Source organism: Kitasatospora sp. NPDC093806, from assembly GCF_040683335.1.
Lineage (GTDB): Bacteria > Actinomycetota > Actinomycetes > Streptomycetales > Streptomycetaceae > Kitasatospora.
In genome coordinates this window covers 1-18808 of record NZ_JBFBDO010000005.1, presented here as the reverse complement: position 1 = coordinate 18808, position 18808 = coordinate 1, and the positions used below count along the sequence as shown (strand labels likewise).

Annotated in this window: 15 protein-coding genes and 2 tRNA genes; 3 read left to right on the top strand and 14 right to left on the bottom strand. The window is 73.0% G+C overall.

The genetic code is table 11. The annotated features are described in order from the left end of the window. Positions 1-68 precede the first annotated feature (68 nt). Positions 69-1097, top strand: a complete 1029-nt coding sequence (locus tag AB0N76_RS05305; protein ID WP_363553374.1) for an adenosine deaminase — start codon at positions 69-71, stop codon at positions 1095-1097. A 30-nt stretch (positions 1098-1127) separates the two neighbouring features. Here AB0N76_RS05305 and AB0N76_RS05300 read toward each other — a convergent pair whose 3' ends face one another. The 6 genes from AB0N76_RS05300 to AB0N76_RS05275 all read right to left on the bottom strand — a co-directional run bounded on the left by AB0N76_RS05300 (position 1128) and on the right by AB0N76_RS05275 (position 3659). Continuing rightward, positions 1128-2171 carry a UDP-N-acetylmuramate dehydrogenase gene (locus tag AB0N76_RS05300; RefSeq protein WP_363553588.1) on the bottom strand — a complete coding sequence of 348 codons (1044 nt, stop codon included), beginning with the start codon at positions 2169-2171 and terminating at the stop codon, positions 1128-1130. Between the two features lie 42 nt (positions 2172-2213). Next, positions 2214-2639, bottom strand: coding sequence for a MaoC family dehydratase (locus AB0N76_RS05295; RefSeq protein WP_363553372.1), 426 nt, complete (start codon positions 2637-2639; stop codon positions 2214-2216). A 5-nt stretch (positions 2640-2644) separates the two neighbouring features. Continuing rightward, positions 2645-3106, bottom strand: coding sequence for a MaoC family dehydratase N-terminal domain-containing protein (locus AB0N76_RS05290; RefSeq protein WP_363553370.1), 462 nt, complete (start codon positions 3104-3106; stop codon positions 2645-2647). A gap of 116 nt (positions 3107-3222) precedes the next feature. After that, the gene (gene rpmG, locus AB0N76_RS05285; RefSeq protein ID WP_006604855.1) at positions 3223-3387 is read right to left on the bottom strand and encodes a 50S ribosomal protein L33; all 165 of its coding nucleotides are present in this window, start codon (positions 3385-3387) and stop codon (positions 3223-3225) included. 84 nt (positions 3388-3471) lie between these two features. Then, positions 3472-3544 (bottom strand) — tRNA-Met (locus tag AB0N76_RS05280). A gap of 42 nt (positions 3545-3586) precedes the next feature. Next, positions 3587-3659, bottom strand: a tRNA-Thr gene (locus AB0N76_RS05275). 222 nt (positions 3660-3881) lie between these two features. Between AB0N76_RS05275 and AB0N76_RS05270 the strand changes: the two genes are divergently transcribed. After that, positions 3882-5153 carry a hydrolase gene (locus tag AB0N76_RS05270; RefSeq protein WP_363553368.1) on the top strand — a complete coding sequence of 424 codons (1272 nt, stop codon included), beginning with the start codon at positions 3882-3884 and terminating at the stop codon, positions 5151-5153. A 267-nt stretch (positions 5154-5420) separates the two neighbouring features. Here AB0N76_RS05270 and AB0N76_RS05265 read toward each other — a convergent pair whose 3' ends face one another. From AB0N76_RS05265 to AB0N76_RS05230, 8 genes are all read right to left on the bottom strand, one after another. After that, positions 5421-6107, bottom strand: a complete 687-nt coding sequence (locus AB0N76_RS05265; RefSeq protein ID WP_363553366.1) for a response regulator — start codon at positions 6105-6107, stop codon at positions 5421-5423. Continuing rightward, complete coding sequence (locus AB0N76_RS05260) at positions 6104-8674, bottom strand: ATP-binding protein (protein ID WP_363553364.1); 2571 nt, start codon at positions 8672-8674, stop codon at positions 6104-6106. The genes AB0N76_RS05265 and AB0N76_RS05260 overlap by 4 nt, the downstream gene beginning before the upstream one ends. A gap of 122 nt (positions 8675-8796) precedes the next feature. Further along, a complete protein-coding gene (gene kdpC / locus AB0N76_RS05255; RefSeq protein WP_363553362.1) occupies positions 8797-9429 on the bottom strand; it encodes a potassium-transporting ATPase subunit KdpC in 633 nt (210 codons plus the stop codon). Between the two features lie 15 nt (positions 9430-9444). Then, positions 9445-11565, bottom strand: coding sequence for a potassium-transporting ATPase subunit KdpB (gene kdpB / locus AB0N76_RS05250; protein WP_363553360.1), 2121 nt, complete (start codon positions 11563-11565; stop codon positions 9445-9447). Continuing rightward, on the bottom strand, positions 11565-13226 hold the full coding sequence (gene kdpA / locus AB0N76_RS05245; RefSeq protein ID WP_363553358.1) for a potassium-transporting ATPase subunit KdpA: 1662 nt from the start codon (positions 13224-13226) through the stop codon (positions 11565-11567). Before kdpA ends, kdpB begins: the two co-directional genes overlap by 1 nt. Position 13227: 1 nt before the next feature. Continuing rightward, a complete protein-coding gene (kdpF, locus tag AB0N76_RS05240) occupies positions 13228-13317 on the bottom strand; it encodes a K(+)-transporting ATPase subunit F (protein WP_363553356.1) in 90 nt (29 codons plus the stop codon). 316 nt (positions 13318-13633) lie between these two features. After that, a complete protein-coding gene (locus AB0N76_RS05235; RefSeq protein WP_363553587.1) occupies positions 13634-15628 on the bottom strand; it encodes an APC family permease in 1995 nt (664 codons plus the stop codon). Positions 15629-15918: 290 nt separating this feature from the next. Beyond that, positions 15919-17751, bottom strand: a complete 1833-nt coding sequence (locus AB0N76_RS05230; RefSeq protein WP_363553354.1) for an APC family permease — start codon at positions 17749-17751, stop codon at positions 15919-15921. A 364-nt stretch (positions 17752-18115) separates the two neighbouring features. Here AB0N76_RS05230 and AB0N76_RS05225 point away from each other — a divergent pair. Then, on the top strand, positions 18116-18808 hold a 693-nt coding region (locus AB0N76_RS05225), incomplete at its 3' end, for an HAD family hydrolase (protein WP_363553352.1).

Genomic DNA, 18808 nt, shown 5'->3' with positions numbered 1-18808 from the left:
TTCCACCCCTTCGGGGGTCGGGAAGGGGGCGGTTCCCGTGCGGGCCCCCGATGCGGCAGGATTCGTGAATGGAACGCCTGCTGAATCCGCGAGACGTCAGGGACCTTCCGAAGGCCCACCTGCACCTGCACTTCACCGGCTCGATGCGCCCGGCCACCCTGCTGGAACTGGCCGACAAGCACGGGGTCCGGCTGCCCGAGGCGCTCAGCTCCGGCGAGCCGCCCAAACTGCGGGCCACCGACGAACGCGGCTGGTTCCGCTTCCAGCGCCTCTACGACACCGCCCGCTCCTGCCTGCGCGACGAGGACGACATCCGCCGGCTGGTCCTGGAGACCGCCGAGGACGAGCGGCGGGACGGCTCCCGCTGGCTGGAGATCCAGGTCGACCCGACCTCCTACGCGCCCCGGCTCGGCGGCCTCATCCCCGCCTTGGAGCTGATCCTGGACGCCGTCGAGCAGGCCGCCGCCGCCACCGGCGTCGGCATCCGGGTCCTGGTCGCCGCCAACCGGATGAAGTCCCCGATGGACGCCCGGACGCTGGCCCGGCTCGCCGTCCGGTACACCGACCGGGGCGTGGTCGGCTTCGGCCTCTCCAACGACGAACGGCGCGGCCTGGCCCGCGACTTCGACCGGGCCTTCGACATCGCCCGCAAGGGCGGTCTGCTGGCCGCCCCGCACGGCGGCGAGCTGGCCGGCCCCGAGTCGGTCCGGGACTGCCTGGACGACCTCGGCGCGGGCCGGATCGGGCACGGCGTCCGGGCCGCCGAGGACGAGCGGCTGATGCAGCGGCTGGCCGACCGTCAGATCACCTGCGAGGTCTGCCCGTCCTCCAACGTCTCGCTGGGCGTCTACGAGCGCCCCGAGGACGTCCCGCTGCGGCGGCTCTTCGACGCCGGGGTGCCGCTCGCGCTCGGCGCCGACGACCCGCTGCTGTTCGGCACCCGGCTGGCCGCCCAGTACGACCTGGCCCGCGAGGTGCTGGGCTTCTCCGACCCCGAGCTGGCCGAGCTGGCCCGGCAGTCGGTGCGCGGCTCGTGCGCGCCGGACAGCGTCCGGAAGGAGCTGCTGGCGGACATCGACGCCTGGCTGGTGGGCTAGGGCCTGTCTCTTGGATCCTTGCCGGGGCCGCTAGAGGCTGACGCCGACCATCACCGGCTCGTTCACCAGCTCCACCCCGAAGGCCGCCCGCACGCCGTCCCGGATCTCCCGGGCGAGCGCGAGCAGGTCCTCGGTGGTGGCGGCGCCCCGGTTGGTGAGCGCCAGGGTGTGCTTGGTGGAGAGGGTCGCCGGGCCGCTGCCGTAGCCCTTGCCGAAGCCCGCCTTGTCGATCAGCCAGGCGGCGGAGGTCTTGGTGCGGCCGTCCGGCGCCGGGTAGGCGGGGGCGGTCAGCTCGCGCCCGGCGGCCAGCGCCAGGAAGGCCGCGTACTGCTCCGGGTCCAGCACCGGGTTGGTGAAGAAGGAACCGGCCGACCAGGTGTCGTGGTCCGCCGGGTCCAGCACCATGCCCTTGCCGGACCGCAGGCCCAGCACCGCGTTCCAGGCGTCCGCCAGGCCGACCCGCTCGTCCTGGGCCACCCCGAAGTGCTTGGCGACCTCGGCGTAACGGACCGGGGTGGAGCGCCCGCCGGCGTCCTCCAGCGCGAACCGGACCCGGAGCACCACGTAGCGGTCCGGCTCCGCCTTGAAGCGGCTGTGCCGGTAGGAGAACGCGCACTCGGCGTTCGCGAGGGTGACCACCTCGTCGGCCCGGCGGTCGTAGGCGACCACCTCGGTGATCGTCTGGGCGACCTCCTGGCCGTACGCGCCGACGTTCTGCACCGGGGTGGCGCCGGCCGAGCCGGGGATGCCGGCCAGGAACTCGACACCGGCCAGGCCGTGCGCCACCGTGCGGGCCACCGCCTCGGCCCAGACCTCGCCGGCCGCCAGCTCCAGCGCGGTGCCGTCGAGCGCGAAGCCCTCGGTGGCGATCCGCAGCACGGTGCCGGCGAAGCCGGCGTCGCCGATCACCAGGTTGGAGCCGCCGCCGAGGATCAGCAGCGGCTCCCCCGCCGCGTCCGCGGCGCGGACGGCGGCGATCACCTCGTCATCGGTGTGCGCGGTCACCAGGCGGCGGGCCGGGCCGCCGAGCCGCAGCGTGGTCAGCGGGGCGAGGGGGGCGTCGAGTTCTTCCAGCACGCCCCCCAGGGTACGGGGACCCCGTACGCCGCCCGCCGCTCAGGCCAGCCGGACCACGGCCCGGGACATGCCCAGCACCTTCTGGCCCGCGTAGGTCGCCACCAGGTCGACCTGCACCCGGCGGTCGTCCAGCAGCTTGGCCACCTTGCCGGTGACCTCGATCACGGAGCCGACCCCGTCGTTGGGCACCGGCACCGGACGGGTGAAGCGGACGCCGTACTCGACCACCGCGCCCGGGTCGCCGACCCAGTCGGTGACCACCCGGACGGCCGAGGCCATGGTGAACATGCCGTGCGCGATGACGTCGGGCAGGCCGACCTCCAGGGCGAACTTCTCGTTCCAGTGGATCGGGTTGAAGTCGCCGGAGGCGCCCGCGTACTGCACCAGCGTGGCGCGGGTCACCGGGAAGGACTGGGCCGGCAGCTCGGTGCCGACCGCGACCTCGTCGTAGTTGATCGTCGCCATCGGACTCACTCCCCCGTCGTCTCGTCGGCGGCCCGGGCCACCAGGGTCATGACCGACGTCACCACGTGCTCGCCGGTCTCGTCCGACACCTCGCCGCGCACGGTGAGCACGTCGTTGCCGGCCAGCGACTTGATGGCGTCGATGGTCACCACGACGCTCAGCCGGTCGCCGGCCCGCACCGGGCGGGTGTAGGCGAACTTCTGGTCGCCGTGCACCACCCGGCTGTAGTCCAGGCCCAGCTCCGGGTCCTGGACGACCTGGGCGGCGGCCTGGAAGGTGAGCGCGAACGGGAAGGTCGGCGGGGCGATCACGTCCGGGTGGCCGTACGCCTTGGCGGCCTCGGGGTCGGTGTACGCCGGGTTGGCGTCACCCACCGCGACCGCGAACTCGCGGATCTTCTCCCGGCCGACCTCGTACGGGGCGGTGGGCGGGTAGGTCCGCCCGATGAAGGAGGGGTCCAGTGCCACGGGGCAACTCCTCGGAAAGAGGTGGATACGGAAAAAGCTCCGGGCCGCAACCCAGTGAGGGGTGCGGCCCGGAGCCGATAAACCTGTTCACACAGGCCCGATGCCCTACGACAGGGTCAGCGGGTCTCGCGGTGCGCGGTGTGCGAGTTGCAGCGGGGGCAGTGCTTCTTCATCTCAAGACGGTCCGGGTCGTTACGCCGGTTCTTCTTGGTGATGTAGTTCCGCTCCTTGCACTCCACGCAGGCCAGCGTGATCTTCGGGCGGACATCGGTGGCAGCCACGGGAGTGCCTTCCTTGGACAATGAATAAGAACACAGACAAGAGTAGCCGACCGGGAGTGTGATCCCCCGACCGACTACGCGGGGTAGCGGTGACCGGACTTGAACCGGTGACACAGCGATTATGAGCCGCTTGCTCTACCAACTGAGCTACACCGCCACAGTGATCGGAAACCAGCCGAGGCCGACCTCTTCTCACCAGAGCCCCCATGCGGAATCGAACCGCAGACCTTCTCCTTACCATGGAGACGCTCTACCGACTGAGCTATAGGGGCGAACGAGGAAGAGATTACACGCTTCGCGCCCAGAGGTGAAATCCGTATCCCGCGGCGAAGTCCGCAGGTCCACGGCACGGACGGGCGAGCGATCGAAGGCCGGGCGTTCGACCGGCCCCGGCGGGCGCGGCCCGACCCGATACGACTATTGCCCGCCTCCCGGCGCCCCGTGCCCGCCCGCCGTACGCTCGACGCTCATTGACGCGAGCAAGGAGCCGGGCGATGGACAGCGCAGCCGCCGACGGGCCGCACCCCGGACCCGGCCCGGCCGCCAACCCCCTCGGGCACGGCCCCGTCCTCCTGCTCACCGGCGCCCGGCTGGCCGACGGCCGGGTCGTGGACGTGCGGATCAGCGGTGACCGGATCCAGGCGGTCGGCACCGCCGGCGGGCTCGGCCCGCTGCCCGCCGTGCCGGGCGGCCCCACCGTCACCACCGGCGCCCGGATCGACCTGCGCGGCTACCTGCTGCTCCCGGCCCCCGCCGAGGCGCACGCCCACTACGATGTGGCCTTCTCCGCCGCGCTGCCCACCCCGCCGCCGGAGACCGCCGCCGACCTCACCCGGCGGGTCACCGAGGCCGCGCTGACCTCGCTCGGCTACGGCGCCACCGCCCAGCGCACCCATGTCCGGATCGGCGACGTGCACGGGCTGCGCCGGCTGGAGGCGGTGCTCACCGCCCGGCAGGCGCTGCGCGGCCTCGCCGACCTGCAGGCCGTCGCCATGCCCCGGCTGCTCACCGGCCTGGCCGGGGCGGACGGCCGGGCCCAGCTGCGGGACGCGCTCAAGCTCGGCGCCACCGCGGCCGGCGGCTGCCCCGAGCTGGACCCGGACCCGGCCGGCTACGTCCAGCTGCTGCTGGAGGCCGCCCGGGAGGCGGACTGCCCGGTGGACCTGCACACCACGGCCGCCGACCCGGTCCAGCTGGCCCGGCTGGCCGGGGCGCTCGCGCCGCTGCGGCCCCGGGTGACGCTGGGGCCCTGCGGGTCGCTGGCGCCGGGCGCCTCGACGGTGCTGGCCAGCAGCGGGATCCGGGTGGTCTGCCTGCCGCAGAACGGCGGCTGCGCCGGGCTGGAGGGCCGGGCGGCGGGGCTGCGGCCGGGGCTGCTGCGCGAACTGGTGGAGGCCCGGGTGCCGCTGACGGCCGGCAGCGGCTCGCTGCGGGACGGGGCCAACCCGGTCGGGCGGGCCGATCCGCTGGAGGGCGCGTACCTGCTGGCGGCGGGCGGGGTGCTGGCGCCCGAGGCGGCCTACGACGCGGTGTCCAACCAGGCGCGGCTGGCGCTCGGGCTGCCGCCGGTGCGGGTGGACGCCGGGTTCCCGGCGGAGCTGCTGGCGGTGCGCGGGGACAGTCTGGCCGGGGCGCTGGCGGGCGGGCACAGCCGGCTGGTGGTGCACAGCGGGCGGGTGGTCAGCCGGACCAGCGCGGTCCGCGAGTTCGCCGACACGGTGGCCCTGGCGCTGCCCCGGCAGTCCGGCAGCGCGGGCGGGGGCTGACCGCTCGTCCGGTCGGCCGTCCCTCATTCGATCAGGTGACGGGGGCGCGCCGCCGTGAGTGACGCGCCCCCTCCCCCACCTACTGGCCGCCGAGGCGGCGAAGCGGTCCCAGGGCTCCCCCACTGGAGCGGGGCCGCTTTCTCACCGCTGACGCTACGCCCCCGAACGGGTGGTTCCGGCGGCTCTTGACGGGCTGTTGTCGCCCGGGGCGCCGCTCTTGACGGCTCGTTGACGGCTCGTTGGCGGACGGCCGCCGCCCCGGCCCGCTCAGGGCTCGTAGCGGTAGCCGATCCCCGGCTCGGTGATCAGGTGGCGCGGCCGGGCCGGGTCCCGTTCCAGCTTCCGGCGCAGCCCGGCCAGGTAGACCCGCAGGTAGTTGCCGCGCTGCTCCTGGGCCGGCCCCCAGACCTCGCGCAGGATCTGCCGGCCGGGCACCAGCCGGCCCGGGTGGGCCAGCAGCAGGGCGAGGATCCGCCACTCGGTCGGGGTGAGCCGGACCGGCCCGTCCGGCCCGGTCACGGTGGTGGCGACCAGGTCCACGGTGTGGTCGCCGATCACCGGCGGGGGCGGCGGTGGGCCGGTCGGCGGCCCGGTCGGCGGGCGGCGCAGCACCGCGCGCAGCCGGGCCAGCAGCTCCTCCATCAGGAACGGCTTGGTGAGGTAGTCGTCGGCGCCGGCGTCCAGCGCGGTCACCTTGTCGGCGGCGCCGGAGCGGCCGGAGAGCACGATGATCGGCACCGCGCTGCGGCTGCGCAGGCCGCGGATGACCTCCATGCCGTCGAGGTCGGGCAGGCCGAGGTCGAGCAGGACGGCGTCGGGGGCGGTGTGCGCGGCCCGGTCCAGCGCCTCGCCGCCGGTGGCGGCGGTGCGGACGGCGTACTGCCGGGCGCTGAGGTTGATCCGCAGGGTGCGCAGCAGCGCGGGCTCGTCGTCGACGACCAGGATCTCGCTCATGCGGGCGCCTCCCCCGGGTGCGTGCCGACCGGATGCGGCCCCGCCGGGTGGGCGGCGGGCAGGGTGAGCAGCATGGTGGTGCCGCCGCCGGGGGTGTCCTCGACCTCCAGGCTGCCGCCCATCGCCTCGGCGAGGCCCCGGGAGAGCGCGAGGCCCAGGCCGACGCCGGTGGTGTTGTCGGTGTCGCCGAGGCGCTGGAAGGGCAGGAAGACCCGGTCGCGGTCCTCCGGGGCGATGCCGGGCCCGCGGTCGATCACCCGCAGTTCGACGCGTTCGGCGTGGTGGCTGGCGGTGACCAGGACGGGCGCGCCGGGCGCGTTGTGGCGCAGCGCGTTGGTGATGACGTTGGCGAGGACGCGTTCCAGCAGCGGCGGGTCGACCAGGACGGGCGGCACGGTCTCCAGGTCGAGCGGCTGGATCGGCGCGTACGGGTCGGGCAGGGTGTCGAGGGCGCGCGGCAGGATCTCGTCGAGGTGGGTCTCGGCGAGGTGCAGGGTGAGCGCGCCGGCCTGGAGGCGGCTCATGTCGAGCAGGTTGTCCACCAGCCGGGTGAGTTTGACCAGCGATTCGTCGGCGGTGGCCAGCAGTTCGGCCTGGTCCTCGGGCGAGAACTCGACGTCCGGGCTGCGCAGCGAGCCGACCGAGGCGAGGGCGGCGGCCAGCGGGGTGCGCAGGTCGTGGCTGACGGCGGCGAGCAGGGCGGTGCGCATCCGGTCGGCGGCCTTGATCGGCTCGACCTCGGCGGCGACCACGGCGAGCCGGTCGCGTTCCAGGGCGGCGGCGACGTGCGCGGCGAAGGCGGTGAGTACCCGCTGGTCGGCGGCGGGCAGCCGGCGGCCGGTCAGGACGAGGACGGCGTCGGCGCCGACCGGGACCTCGGTGGTCTCGGCGGGCTGTCCCGGTTCGGGTTCGCCCTCGCCGTCGCAGGCGGCCAGCACCTCGCCGCCGGTGCGTTCGAGCAGGGCGACGGCGTGCATCCCGAAGGCGGTGCGGGACTTCTCCAGCAGGGCGGGCAGCGCGTCGGCGCCGCGCAGCACGCTGCCGGCCAGGGTGGAGAGGGTCTCGGCCTCGGCGGTGGCCCGGGCGGCCCGGGCGGTGAGCCGGTTGGCGTGGTCGACCACGGTGGAGACGGTCAGCGCGACGGCGGCGAAGACCACCAGGGCGATGATGTTGTTGGTCTCGCCGATGGTGAAGGCGTGGACGGGCGGGATGAAGAAGTAGTTGAGCAGCAGCGAGGCGACCATCGAGGCCACCAGGGCGGAGGTCGCGCCGCCGAGCAGCGCCACCACGACGACGCCCAGCTGGAAGATCAGCGCGTCGGTGGTGAGGTTCACCGTCTCGTGGAACTGCGAGAGCACGACGGTGAGCAGCGAGGGCACCACCAGGCCGGCGAGGAGGCCGGCGACGGTGCGCCGCGGGGAGTGGCGGCGGCCCAGCGAGGGCAGCCGGCCGCGGCCGGTGAACTCGTGGGTGACCATGTGGACGTCGATGTCCTCGGAGGCGTCGACGGTGGTCTCGCCGATGCCGGGGCCGGTGAGGAAGCGGGTGATCCGGCCGCGCCGGCTGGTGCCGAGGACGAGCTGGGTGGCGTCGTGGGCGCGGGCGAAGGCGAGCAGCGCGGTGGGGATGTCGTCGCCGACCACCACGTGGTAGCCGCCGCCGAGGGTCTCGACCAGCTGCCGCTGCTGGGCGAGCGCGCCGGAGGAGGCGCCGGCCAGGCCGTCGCTGCGGGTGATGTGGACGGCGAGCAGGTCGCCGCCGGCGGTGCGGTCGGCGATCCGGGCGGCGCGGCGGATCAGGGTCTCGCCCTCGGGGCCGCCGGTGAGGGCGACCACGACGCGTTCCCTGGTCTCCCAGACCCGGTCGATGTCGTGGCTGGCGCGGTAGTCGCGCAGGCCCTCGTCGACCCGCCCGGCCACCCAGAGCAGGGCGAGCTCGCGCAGGGCGGTGAGGTTGCCGACCCGGAAGTAGTTGGAGAGCGCGGCGTCCACCTTCTCCGCCTTGTAGACGTTGCCGTGGGCCATCCGGCGGCGCAGCGCCTGGGGGGCCATGTCGACGAGTTCGAGCTGGTCGGCCCGGCGGACCACCTCGTCCGGGACGGTCTCGCGCTGCGGGATGCCGGTGATCTTCTGGACGACGTCGTTCAGCGATTCCAGGTGCTGGATGTTGACGGTGGTGATGACGTCGATCCCGGCGTCGAGCAGCTCCTCGACGTCCTGCCAGCGCTTGCCGTTGCGCCCGCCGGGGATGTTGGTGTGGGCGAGTTCGTCGACCAGGACCACGGCGGGCCGGCGGGTGAGCAGGGTGTCGAGGTCCATCTCCTCGAAGTCGGCGTCCCGGTAGGAGCGGTGGACCCGGGGCAGCACCTCCAGACCGGTGAGCATGCCCTCGGTGTGGCGGCGGCCGTGGCACTCGATGTAGCCGACCACCACGTCCGCGCCGCGGTCCCGTCTGCGGCGGGCCTCGTCCAGCATCCGGTAGGTCTTGCCGACACCGGGGGCGGAGCCGAGGTACACCCGCAGGCGGCCGCGTCGGTGCGCGCTGCCGGGGGTGAGGTCGCGGGCCATGGGCGCTGCTCTTTCGTCTGCTGCTCTGCTGCTTCGGACGGGGACGGACGGCGGCCGACCCGGGCCGGGGAGGTGCTCCCCGGCCCGGGCCGGCCCGTCTCATGTGCTCAGCCGGTCGGCTGTCACTTCTGTTCCAGCAAGGCCTTGTTGAGCTGGACGACGTTGACGCCCGGCTGGCCGAGGAAACCCAGCGAGCGGCCGTCGGTGTGCTCGTCGACCAGCCTGCGGACGGTGTCCGCCGGCAGGTTGCGGGCCTTGGCGACCCGGTCGACCTGCTGTGCGGCGTAGGCCGTCGAGATGTGCGGGTCGAGGCCGGAGCCGGAGGCGGTGACCGCGTCCACCGGGACGCTCGCCGGGTCGACGCCGTCGAACTCGGCGACGGCCTTGCGGCGGTCCTCGACGCTCTTGGTGAGGTCCTCGCTGTTGGGGCCGAGGTTGGAGGCGCCGGAGGACTTGCCGTCGTACTTGCCGGCGGCGGGGCGCGGCTGGAACCACTTGGGGTCCGGCTTGGCATCCTCCTCCGGGTCGTCGGGGTTCTGCTTGGGCAGGTCGAAGTTCTGGCCGAGCAGGCCGGAGCCGACCTCCTTGCCGTCGGCGGTCTTCACGATCGAGCCGTTGGCCTTCTCAGTGAAGGCGACCTGGCTGATGCCGGTGACCAGCAGCGGGTAGGCCAGACCGAGGATCACCGTCATCACCAGCAGCATCCGCAGTGCGGTGAAGTACGTGCGCACGGAGGTGGGCAGGGGCTTGGACATCTGGATTCTCCTCTCTCAGCTCAGGCCGGGGACGAACTGGACGACCAGGTCGATCAGCTTGATCCCGACGAAGGGCACCACCAGTCCGCCGAAGCCGTACAGGCCGATGTTCCGGCGGAGCAGCGAACTGGCGTCGGACGGACGGTACTTGACGCCGCGCAGGGCCAGCGGGATGAGGCCGACGATGACCAGGGCGTTGAAGATGATCGCCGAGGTGATCGCGGACTGCGGGCTGTGCAGCTGCATGATGTTGAGCTTGTCCAGGCCCGGGTAGACCGCGGCGAACATGGCCGGGATGATCGCGAAGTACTTCGCGACGTCGTTGGCGATGGAGAAGGTGGTCAGCGCGCCGCGGGTGATCAGGAGCTGCTTGCCGATCTCGACGATCTCGATCAGCTTGGTCGGGTTGGAGTCCAGGTCGACCATGTTGCCGGCCTCCTTGGCCGCCATGGTCCCGGTGTTCATCGCGACGCCGACGTCGGCCTGGGCGAGGGCGGGGGCGTCGTTGGTGCCGTCGCCCGTCATCGCGACCAGCTTGCCGCCGGCCTGCTCCTTCTTGATCAGGGCCATCTTGTCCTCGGGGGTGGCCTCGGCGAGGAAGTCGTCCACGCCGGCCTCCTCCGCGATCGCCTTGGCGGTCAGCGGGTTGTCGCCGGTGATCATGATGGTCTTGATCCCCATCCGGCGCAGCTCGTCGAAGCGCTCCCGCATGCCCTCCTTGACCACGTCCTTGAGGTGGATGACCCCGAGCACGCGGGCCGGCGCGGTGCCGATCCGGGTGGCGACGACCAGCGGGGTGCCGCCGGCGCCGGAGATGCCGTCGACCAGGGCGGAGACCTCGTCGGTGACGGTGCCGTCGTTGGCGGTGACCCAGGTGGCGACGGCCGCGGCCGCGCCCTTGCGGACCTGGTGGACTCCGTCGGCCTCGTCCAGGTCGACGCCGGACATCCGGGTCTGGGCGGTGAACGGCACCCAGGTGGCGTGGGTCAGCTCGCCCTGGGCGCGGGCCCGCAGGCCGTACCCGGTCTTGGCGAGGACGACGATCGAGCGGCCCTCGGGGGTCTCGTCGGCCAGCGAGGAGAGCTGGGCCGCGTCGGCCAGTTCGTCGGTGGCGACGCCGGTGACCGAGAGGAACTCGGCGGCCTGGCGGTTGCCGAGGGTGATGGTGCCGGTCTTGTCGAGCAGCAGGGTGTTGACGTCGCCGGCGGCCTCGACGGCACGGCCGGACATCGCCAGCACGTTGCGCTGGACCAGCCGGTCCATGCCGGCGATGCCGATCGCCGAGAGCAGCGCCCCGATGGTGGTCGGGATGAGCGCCACGATCAGCGCGACCAGGACGATCATCGACTGCGGGGCGCCCGCGTAGCTCGCCATCGGCTGGAGCGTGACGACCGCGATCAGGAAGACGATGGTCAGCGAGGCCAGCAGGATGTTGAGCGCGATCTCGTTCGGCGTCTTCTGCCGGGCGGCGCCCTCGACCAGGGCGATCATCCGGTCGATGAAGGTCTTGCCGGGCTCCGAGGCGATCTTCACCACGATCCGGTCGGACAGCACCTTGGTGCCGCCGGTCACCGCGGAGCGGTCGCCGCCCGACTCGCGGATCACCGGCGCGGACTCGCCGGTGATCGCCGACTCGTCCACGGACGCGACGCCCTCGACGACGTCGCCGTCACCGGGGATGATCTGGCCGGCCTCGACCACGACGTGGTCGCCCAGCCGGAGGGCGGTCCCGGAGACCTCCTCCTCGGCCTGGCTCTTCGGCCAGTCCAGCAGACGGCGGGCCATGGTGTCGGACTTGGTCTTGCGCAGGGTGTCCGCCTGCGCCTTGCCGCGGCCCTCCGCGACGGCCTCCGCCAGGTTGGCGAAGACCGTGGTCAGCCAGAGCCAGACGGTGATCGACCAGGCGAACACGCTCGGGTCGGCTATCGCGGCGACCGTGGTGACGACCGAGCCGACCTCGACCACGAACATGACCGGGTTCTTGACCATCACCCGGGGGTCGAGCTTCTTCACCGCGTCCGGCAGGGAGGCGACGATCAGCTTCGGGTCCAGCAGACCGCCGGACACTCTGTGCGGAGCCTCGGCGGGCGCCGTCTCCGGCCGCGGGGCCGGCTTCTCGGTAAGGGTGGACGACATCAGGAGAGACCTTCCGCGATCGGCCCGAGAGCCAGGGCCGGGAAGTAGGTGAGACCGACGACGATCAGGACGACGCCCGACAGCAGGCCCACGAAGAGCGGCTTGTGGGTGGGCAGGGTGCCCGGGGTGGCGGGGACCGGCTGCTGCTGCGCGAGCGCGCCGGCCAGGGCGAGGACGAAGACCATCGGCAGGAACCGGCCGAACACCATGGCCAGGCCGATCGCGGTGTCGTACCAGTCGGTGTTGACGGTGATGCCGCCGAACGCCGAGCCGTTGTTGTTCGCGCCCGAGGTGAAGGCGTACAGCACCTCGGAGAAACCGTGGGCGCCCGAGTTGAGCATCCCGGCCCGCTGACCCGGCAGCGCCATCGCCACACCCGTGCCGACCAGCACCAGGGTCGGCGTGGTCAGGATGTACAGGGAGGCGAACTTCATCTCCCGGCCGCCGAGCTTCTTGCCCAGGTACTCGGGGGTGCGGCCGACCATCAGACCGGCCACGAAGACCGCGACGATCGCCAGCACCAGCATCCCGTACAGGCCCGAGCCCACCCCGCCGGGCGCGATCTCGCCCAGCATCATGTTGAACATCGTCAGGCCGCCGCCGAACGCGGAGTACGAGTCGTGGAAGGAGTTCACCGCGCCGGTCGAGGTCAGCGTGGTCGAGGCGGCGAACAGGCCGGAGGCCGCGATGCCGAACCGCTGCTCCTTGCCCTCCATCGCCCCGCCGGCCGCCTGCATGGCGGTGCCCGCATGGTGCGACTCGGAGAGGGTGATCAGCGCCACCGAGGCGACCCAGAACAGGCCCATCACCGAGACGATCGCGTAGCCCTGGCGGTGGTCGCCGACCATCCGGCCGAAGGCGCGCGGCAGCGCGAACGGGATCAGCAGGATGAGGAAGATCTCGACCAGGTTGGAGAGCCCGGTCGGGTTCTCGAAGGGGTGCGCCGAGTTGGCGTTGTAGAAGCCGCCGCCGTTGGTGCCGAGCAGCTTGATGACCTCCTGGGAGGCCACCGGCCCGCCCGGGATCGCCTGCGGGTCGCCGACCAGCCCGGCCACCTCGTGGAAGCCGTGGAAGTTCTGCACCACGCCGCTCGCCACCAGGACCAGCGCGAAGACGATCGAGACCGGCAGCAGCAGCCGCAGGCTGATCCGGGTCAGGTCGACCCAGAAGTTGCCGACCCGGTCGGTCCTGTTGCGGGTGAAGCCGCGGATCAGGGTCGCGACGACGGCGATGCCGACGGCCGCGGAGACGAAGTTCTGCACCGCCAGGCCGGCCATCTGGGCCAGGTGGCCCATCGCGGCCTCGCCGCTGTAGGACTGCCAGTTGGTGTTGGCGACGAAGGAGATCGCGGTGTTCCAGGCCTGGTGGCCCGGCATCTGCTCGACGCCGAGGCCCAGCGGCAGCCACTGCTGGACGCGGATCAGGCCGTAGAGGAAGAGGACGGACACGGCCGAGAAGGCCAGCACCGAGCGCAGGTAGACCGGCCAGCGCTGGTCGGCGTCGGCGTCCACGCCGATCACCTTGTAGACCACCCGCTCGGCTCTGAGGTGCTTGGAGGTGGTGAGGATGCGGGCGATGTAGTCGCCCAGGGGGCGGTAGCACAGGGCCAGGGCGCCCACCAGGGCGAGGACCTGCAGCCAGCCCGCGAGAGTCGAGCTCATGTCAGAACTTCTCCGGGTAGATCAGCGCCACGACGAGGTAGCCGACCAGGGCGACGGCCACGATGAGACCTGCGACGTTCTCGACGCTCACAGCTTCTCCACCCCCCGCGCGATCAGGGCGATGACGGCGAACACGGCGACCGTGACACCGACGTAGATGAGATCGGACATGGGCTCCACCACAGTGGCTCGGGGTGGCCGCGGCCTGCGTTCGGACGCGAGGCACGGCGCCGGCGGCGGGCCGGCTAGGCCAGCCAACCGTCCGTCAGGGGCCCCGACGCCGTTCTTGACGCCCTCCATACGGCGCCCGTTCGATTGTTGACGGGCTCCATACGGGGGTCCCCGGCCGGATGCGGCGAGGCCCCGGACGGCATGCCGTCCGGGGCCTCGTGGCCTGCCCTCGCTGGTTACGCGTTCTCGGGCGCCGGGAGCTTCTCGCGCTCCGAACGCACCGTCGGCTCCCCGCGCCGCACCGCGCCCGGGGCCCGCCGGGAGGCCCGGTCCGCCTTGCCGGCCGAGGTCAGCTGCCACGGCACGCTGATCACCATCACGCCCGAGGTGAACAGCAGCCGGCTCTTCAGCCAGAGCGCCGACTGGTTGTGCAGCAGGTGCTCCCACCAGCGCCCGACCACGTACTCGGGGATGAACACCGCCACCGCGTCCCGCGGACTGGTCCGCCGGTACTCGCGCACGTACTGGACCACCGGCTTGGTGATCTCCCGGTACGGCGAGTCCAGCACCTTCAGCGGCACCGCCACGCCCAGCTCCCGCCACTGCCGTTCCAGCTCGCCGGTGGCCTCCTCCTCGACCGCGACGGTGAGCGCCTCCAGCGAGTCCGGCGCGAAGGCCTGCGCGTAGCCGAGCGCCCGCAGCGTCGGCTTGTGCACCTTGGAGACCAGCACGATGCCGTGCACCTTGGACGGCCGCACCGAGTCGGCGTCCGCGTCGTCCACCGCGAGTTCCTCGGCCACGCTGTCGTAGTGCCGGCGGATGCCGCGCATCATCACCCACAGCACCACCGCCGCGACCACGGCCAGCCAGGCGCCCTGGGTGAACTTGGTCAGCAGCACGATCACCAGCACCAGCGCGGTGGTGACCGCACCGGCGAAGTTGATCACCCGGGAGCGCTGGGCGGCGCCCCGGACCGCCGGGTCGCGCTCGGCGGCCAGCGCGCGGTTCCAGTGCTTCACCATGCCGATCTGCGACAGCGTGAAGGAGGTGAAGACGCCCAGGATGTAGAGGTGGATCAGGCTGGTGACGTCCGCGTCGTACAGCCAGAGCAGGCCGCCGGCCACCACCGCGAGCGCGATGATGCCGTTGGAGAAGGCCAGCCGGTCGCCGCGGGTGTGCATCTGCCGGGGCAGGTAGCGGTGCTCGGCCAGGATCGAGGCCAGCAGCGGGAAGCCGTTGAACGCCGTGTTGGCCGCCAGGATCAGCACCAGCGCGGTCACCGCCTGGATGAAGTAGAACAGCACGCTCTGGTCGCCGCCGAAGACCGCCGCCGCCAGCTGGGCGATCACGGTCTGCTGCGGCGCGCTCGCGCAGTCCCCCGGGAAGCCGGTGAGGTGGCAGGCGTTGTCGGCGATGTGCACCTTGGAGATCAGCGCCAGCGCGGTGATGCCGACGAACATGACCACGGCCGTGGTGCCCATCACGGCCATCGTCGCGGCGGCGTTCCTCGACTTGGGCGCCCGGAACGCCGGCACCCCGTTGGAGATCGCCTCCACCCCGGTCAGCGCCGTGCAGCCGGAGGCGAACGCCCGCAGGCCCAGCATCAGCAGGCCGAGGCCGGCCAGCGCGTCCTTGCCGTCCTCCGGCACGATCCCGTACGCGGCGCTGGACGCCACCGGCGCGTCGCCCAGCGCGACCCGGATCAGCCCGGTGACCACCATCAGCAGGATGCCGCCGATGAACAGGTAGGTCGGCGCGGCGAAGGCCTTGCCGGACTCCCGGACCCCGCGCAGGTTCATCGCCATCAGCAGCACGACGAAGCCGACCGCCAGCTCCACCCGGTGGTCCGCGAGCGAGGGCAGCGCCGAGATGATGTTGTCCACGCCGGAGGCCACCGAGACGGCGACCGTCATCACGTAGTCGACCAGCAGCGAGGCGGCCACCACCAGGCCGGAGTTGGCGCCCAGGTTGCGGGAGACCACCTCGTAGGAGCCGCCGCCGCTCGGGTAGGCGTGCACCACCTGGCGGTAGGACATCACCACGACCGCCATCAGCGCGACCACGCCGGCCGCGACCCACGGGGTCAGGTAGAGGAAGGCGGCGCCACCGACGGTGAGCACCAGCAGGATCTCCTGGGTCGCGTAGGCGACCGAGGAGAGCGGGTCGGAGGCGAAGATCGGCAGCGCCAGCCGCTTGGGGAGCAGCGTCTCGCCCAGCTCCTCGCTGCGCATGGCTCGGCCGATCACTAGGCGCTTGAGCGCCTGGGGCAGGTTGAACACATGGGCGAGCGTAAGGGCGCGCGCCGGGCGCGCAATGGGCCGCAGCGGCGTGCCCGAGGCGCCCGGCACGCCCAACGGGCGGGATGTTCCCGCAGGTCGGAGCCGCTATGGGCGAGGCGTGCCGGGCGGGTCGGGAGCGTTTCGACCGCGTTAAGGGGGGCCGTTAAGACATCGTCAAGATATGACGATCGACTAGGACATATCGCCCTTATTGGCACCAATCCCCTGGGCCTCCCCGGTCGTCACATCCGCATCCGCAGCCGGCAGACCACCGCGTCCGTGTGCCGCCGCAGCGCCCGGTCGATCACCGCGCCCCGCCGGTTCTGCAGCGCCCGCTGCCAGGGCCGGACCGGCTCCACCTCGGGGATCAGCACGGTCAGCCGGTCGTACGCGTGCTCGGCGGCGAGCCCGTTCACGAAGGCGGCGATCGGCTGCCCCAGCCGGCGGCGCCCGTCCGGGATCTCCACCAGCGGCACCCCCGGCCGCCACAGCTCCCAGTCCCGGCGCAGCGCCTCGGCCTCCGCCGGGTCGTGCACCACCGTCACCGCCAGCACCTCGTCGCCCAGCGACAGCGCCGCGGACAGCCCGTCCCGGGTCAGCCGGGTGATCGCGGTGACCGGGACCACCACCACACTGCGCTGCGGGGTCACCGCGCCCGGTATCCGGCCCAGCTCCAGCCGCTCGCCGATCCGGGCGTAGCCGCGGTGCACCGCCTCGAACAGCAGGACCAGCAGCGGCAGCGCCAGGCAGATGCCCCAGGCGCCCTCGGTGAACTTGGTGCCGGTCACGACGACGGCCGCCACCCCGGTGAGCAGCGCCCCGAAGCCGTTCAGCGCCGCCCTGCCACGCCAGCGGGCGGGCTTTTCCACGGCCCAGTGCCGGACCATGCCCACCTGGCAGATGGTGAAGCCGACGAACACGCCGATCGCGAAGAGCGGCACCAGGCTGTTGACGTCGCCACCCGAGCCGACCAGCAGCACCGCCGAGACGGCCGCCAGGAAGAGGACGCCGTGCCGGTGCACCTGGCGGTCGGCGCGCAGCGCGAAGACGTGCGGCAGGTGGTTGTCCCGGGCCAGCAGGTGGAGCAGCACCGGCAGGCCGCCGAAGGAGGTGTTGGCGGCCAGCCCGAGCAGGACCACGGTCGCGAACTGGACCAGGTAGAAGCCGGCCCCGTGGCCGAGCGAGGCGTCGGCCAGCTGGGCGAGCACGGTGACGCCCTCGACCGGCTGGAGGTGGAAGCGGCCGATCAGCACGGCCAGTCCGATCAGCATCACGCCGAGCAGCGCGCCCAGCGCGACCTCGGTGCGCTGGGCCCGCTTCACGCCGGGCGTGCGGAAGGACGGGACGGCGTTCGCCACCGCCTCCACGCCGGTCAGCGCCGAGCAGCCGGCCGCGAAGGCCTTGAGCAGCAGCAGCGCGCCGACCGCGGTCGCGTCGTCGGCCAGGGCGGAGGCGTGCCCGGCGGCGGCGGCCGTGCTCACCGGCGCGTCCCGGAACAGGCCGACCACGATGATGGTCAGGATCGACAGCACGAAGACGGCGGTCGGCGCCATGAACCAGCGGGCCGACTCGGCGATCCCGCGCAGGTTGACGGCGGTCACCAGGGCGAGCACGCCCAGGCAGAGCCAGACCCGGTCCCCGTACAGGCCCGGCACGGCCGAGGTCAGCGCGGCCACCCCGGCCGTCACCGACACCGCGACGTTCAGGACGTAGTCGATCACCAGCGAGGCCGCGGCGGTCAGCGCTGTGCGCCGGCCCAGGTGCGCCTTGGCCACCGCGTAGGAGCCGCCGCCGTCCGGGAAGGCCGCGATCACCTGCCGGTACGAGGCCACCAGGACCGCCAGCAGCACGGCGATCGCCGCCGTGACCGGGAGCGTGAACCCGAGCCCGTACGCGCCGGCCGCGGCCAGCACCAGCACGATCGACTCCGGCCCGTACGCGACCGAGGCCATCGCGTCCAACGAGAGCGCCGCCAGCCCGCCGAGCGCCGTCAGCCGGTGCCGCTCGTCGGAGCCGGCCCCGGTATCGGGCGGCTGGGGCTCGGCGGTGACGCTCGTGGTGACGAGGCTGGACATCGGACGGGACCTCCGCAGTCGATCGGTTGCTCCGATCCTGCGGGCGGCGCCGCGCGCCGTCCCCCGCCCTGTACGCGTTCCTGACGCCCCGTCCTCGGCCTTTGACGCGCTCTTGACGCTCGCTCGGCGCGTCCGGCGACGGGGCTGGGCCGGGGTGGGCGGACCGCTGTCCCGGCGGGCGCCGGTTGGGAAGACGATCAGCTCGTACGGAGGACCCCCGGCGCGCTTCCGCACGTCCGGGACTGCTCAGCGGGGAGGCTGAACGGCCCGACCCCACCCCTGCCCCACCCACTGTGCTGCCTGCCCCAAGTAATTGCAACTCCTTCGCAATAACTCACCGCCCCTTTTCCACTACCCTCCGCAGATGCCTCACCACCCTCCGCACTCACCCTCCCTCCCCCCTTCCCCCTCCTCTCCCCTCCTCCTCATCGACCTCGACCACACCCTGGTCGAACGCGACGGCGCCGCCGACGCCTGGACCCCCGCCTTCTGCGCCACCCACGGCCTCCCCGCCGAAGCCGCCCCCACCGTCTTCGCCCTCCACCGCGCCGACCGCTCCCCCGCCGGCTTCGCCCGGATCGCCGCCCACTACGGCCTCCCCCACTCCGGCAGCACCCTCTGGGAGGAACACGTCGCCCAGGAAGCCGCCCGCACCCACGTGCTCCCCGGCGTCCCCGAAGCCCTCGCCACCCTCCGCGAGGCCGGCTGGACCATCGCCGTCGTCACCAACGGCTGCACCGACATCCAACGCGCCAAACTCGCCCGCACCGGCCTGCTCCCCGCCGTCGACGCCGTCTGCGTCTCCGAAGAGGCCGGCGCCCGCAAACCCGCCCCCGCGATCTTCCACCTCGCCGCCGCCCGCCTCGGCCGCACCCTCACCCCCGCCGACTGGATGGTCGGCAACAACCCCGCCACCGACCTCCTGGGCGCCCACGCCACCGGCCTGCGCTCCATCTGGATCAGCGCCCCCCCCCCCCCCCGCGGCCCCCCCCCCCCCCCCGCGCGCCCCCCCCCCCCCCCCCCCCGCGCCCCCCCCCCCCCCCCCCCCCCCCCCCCC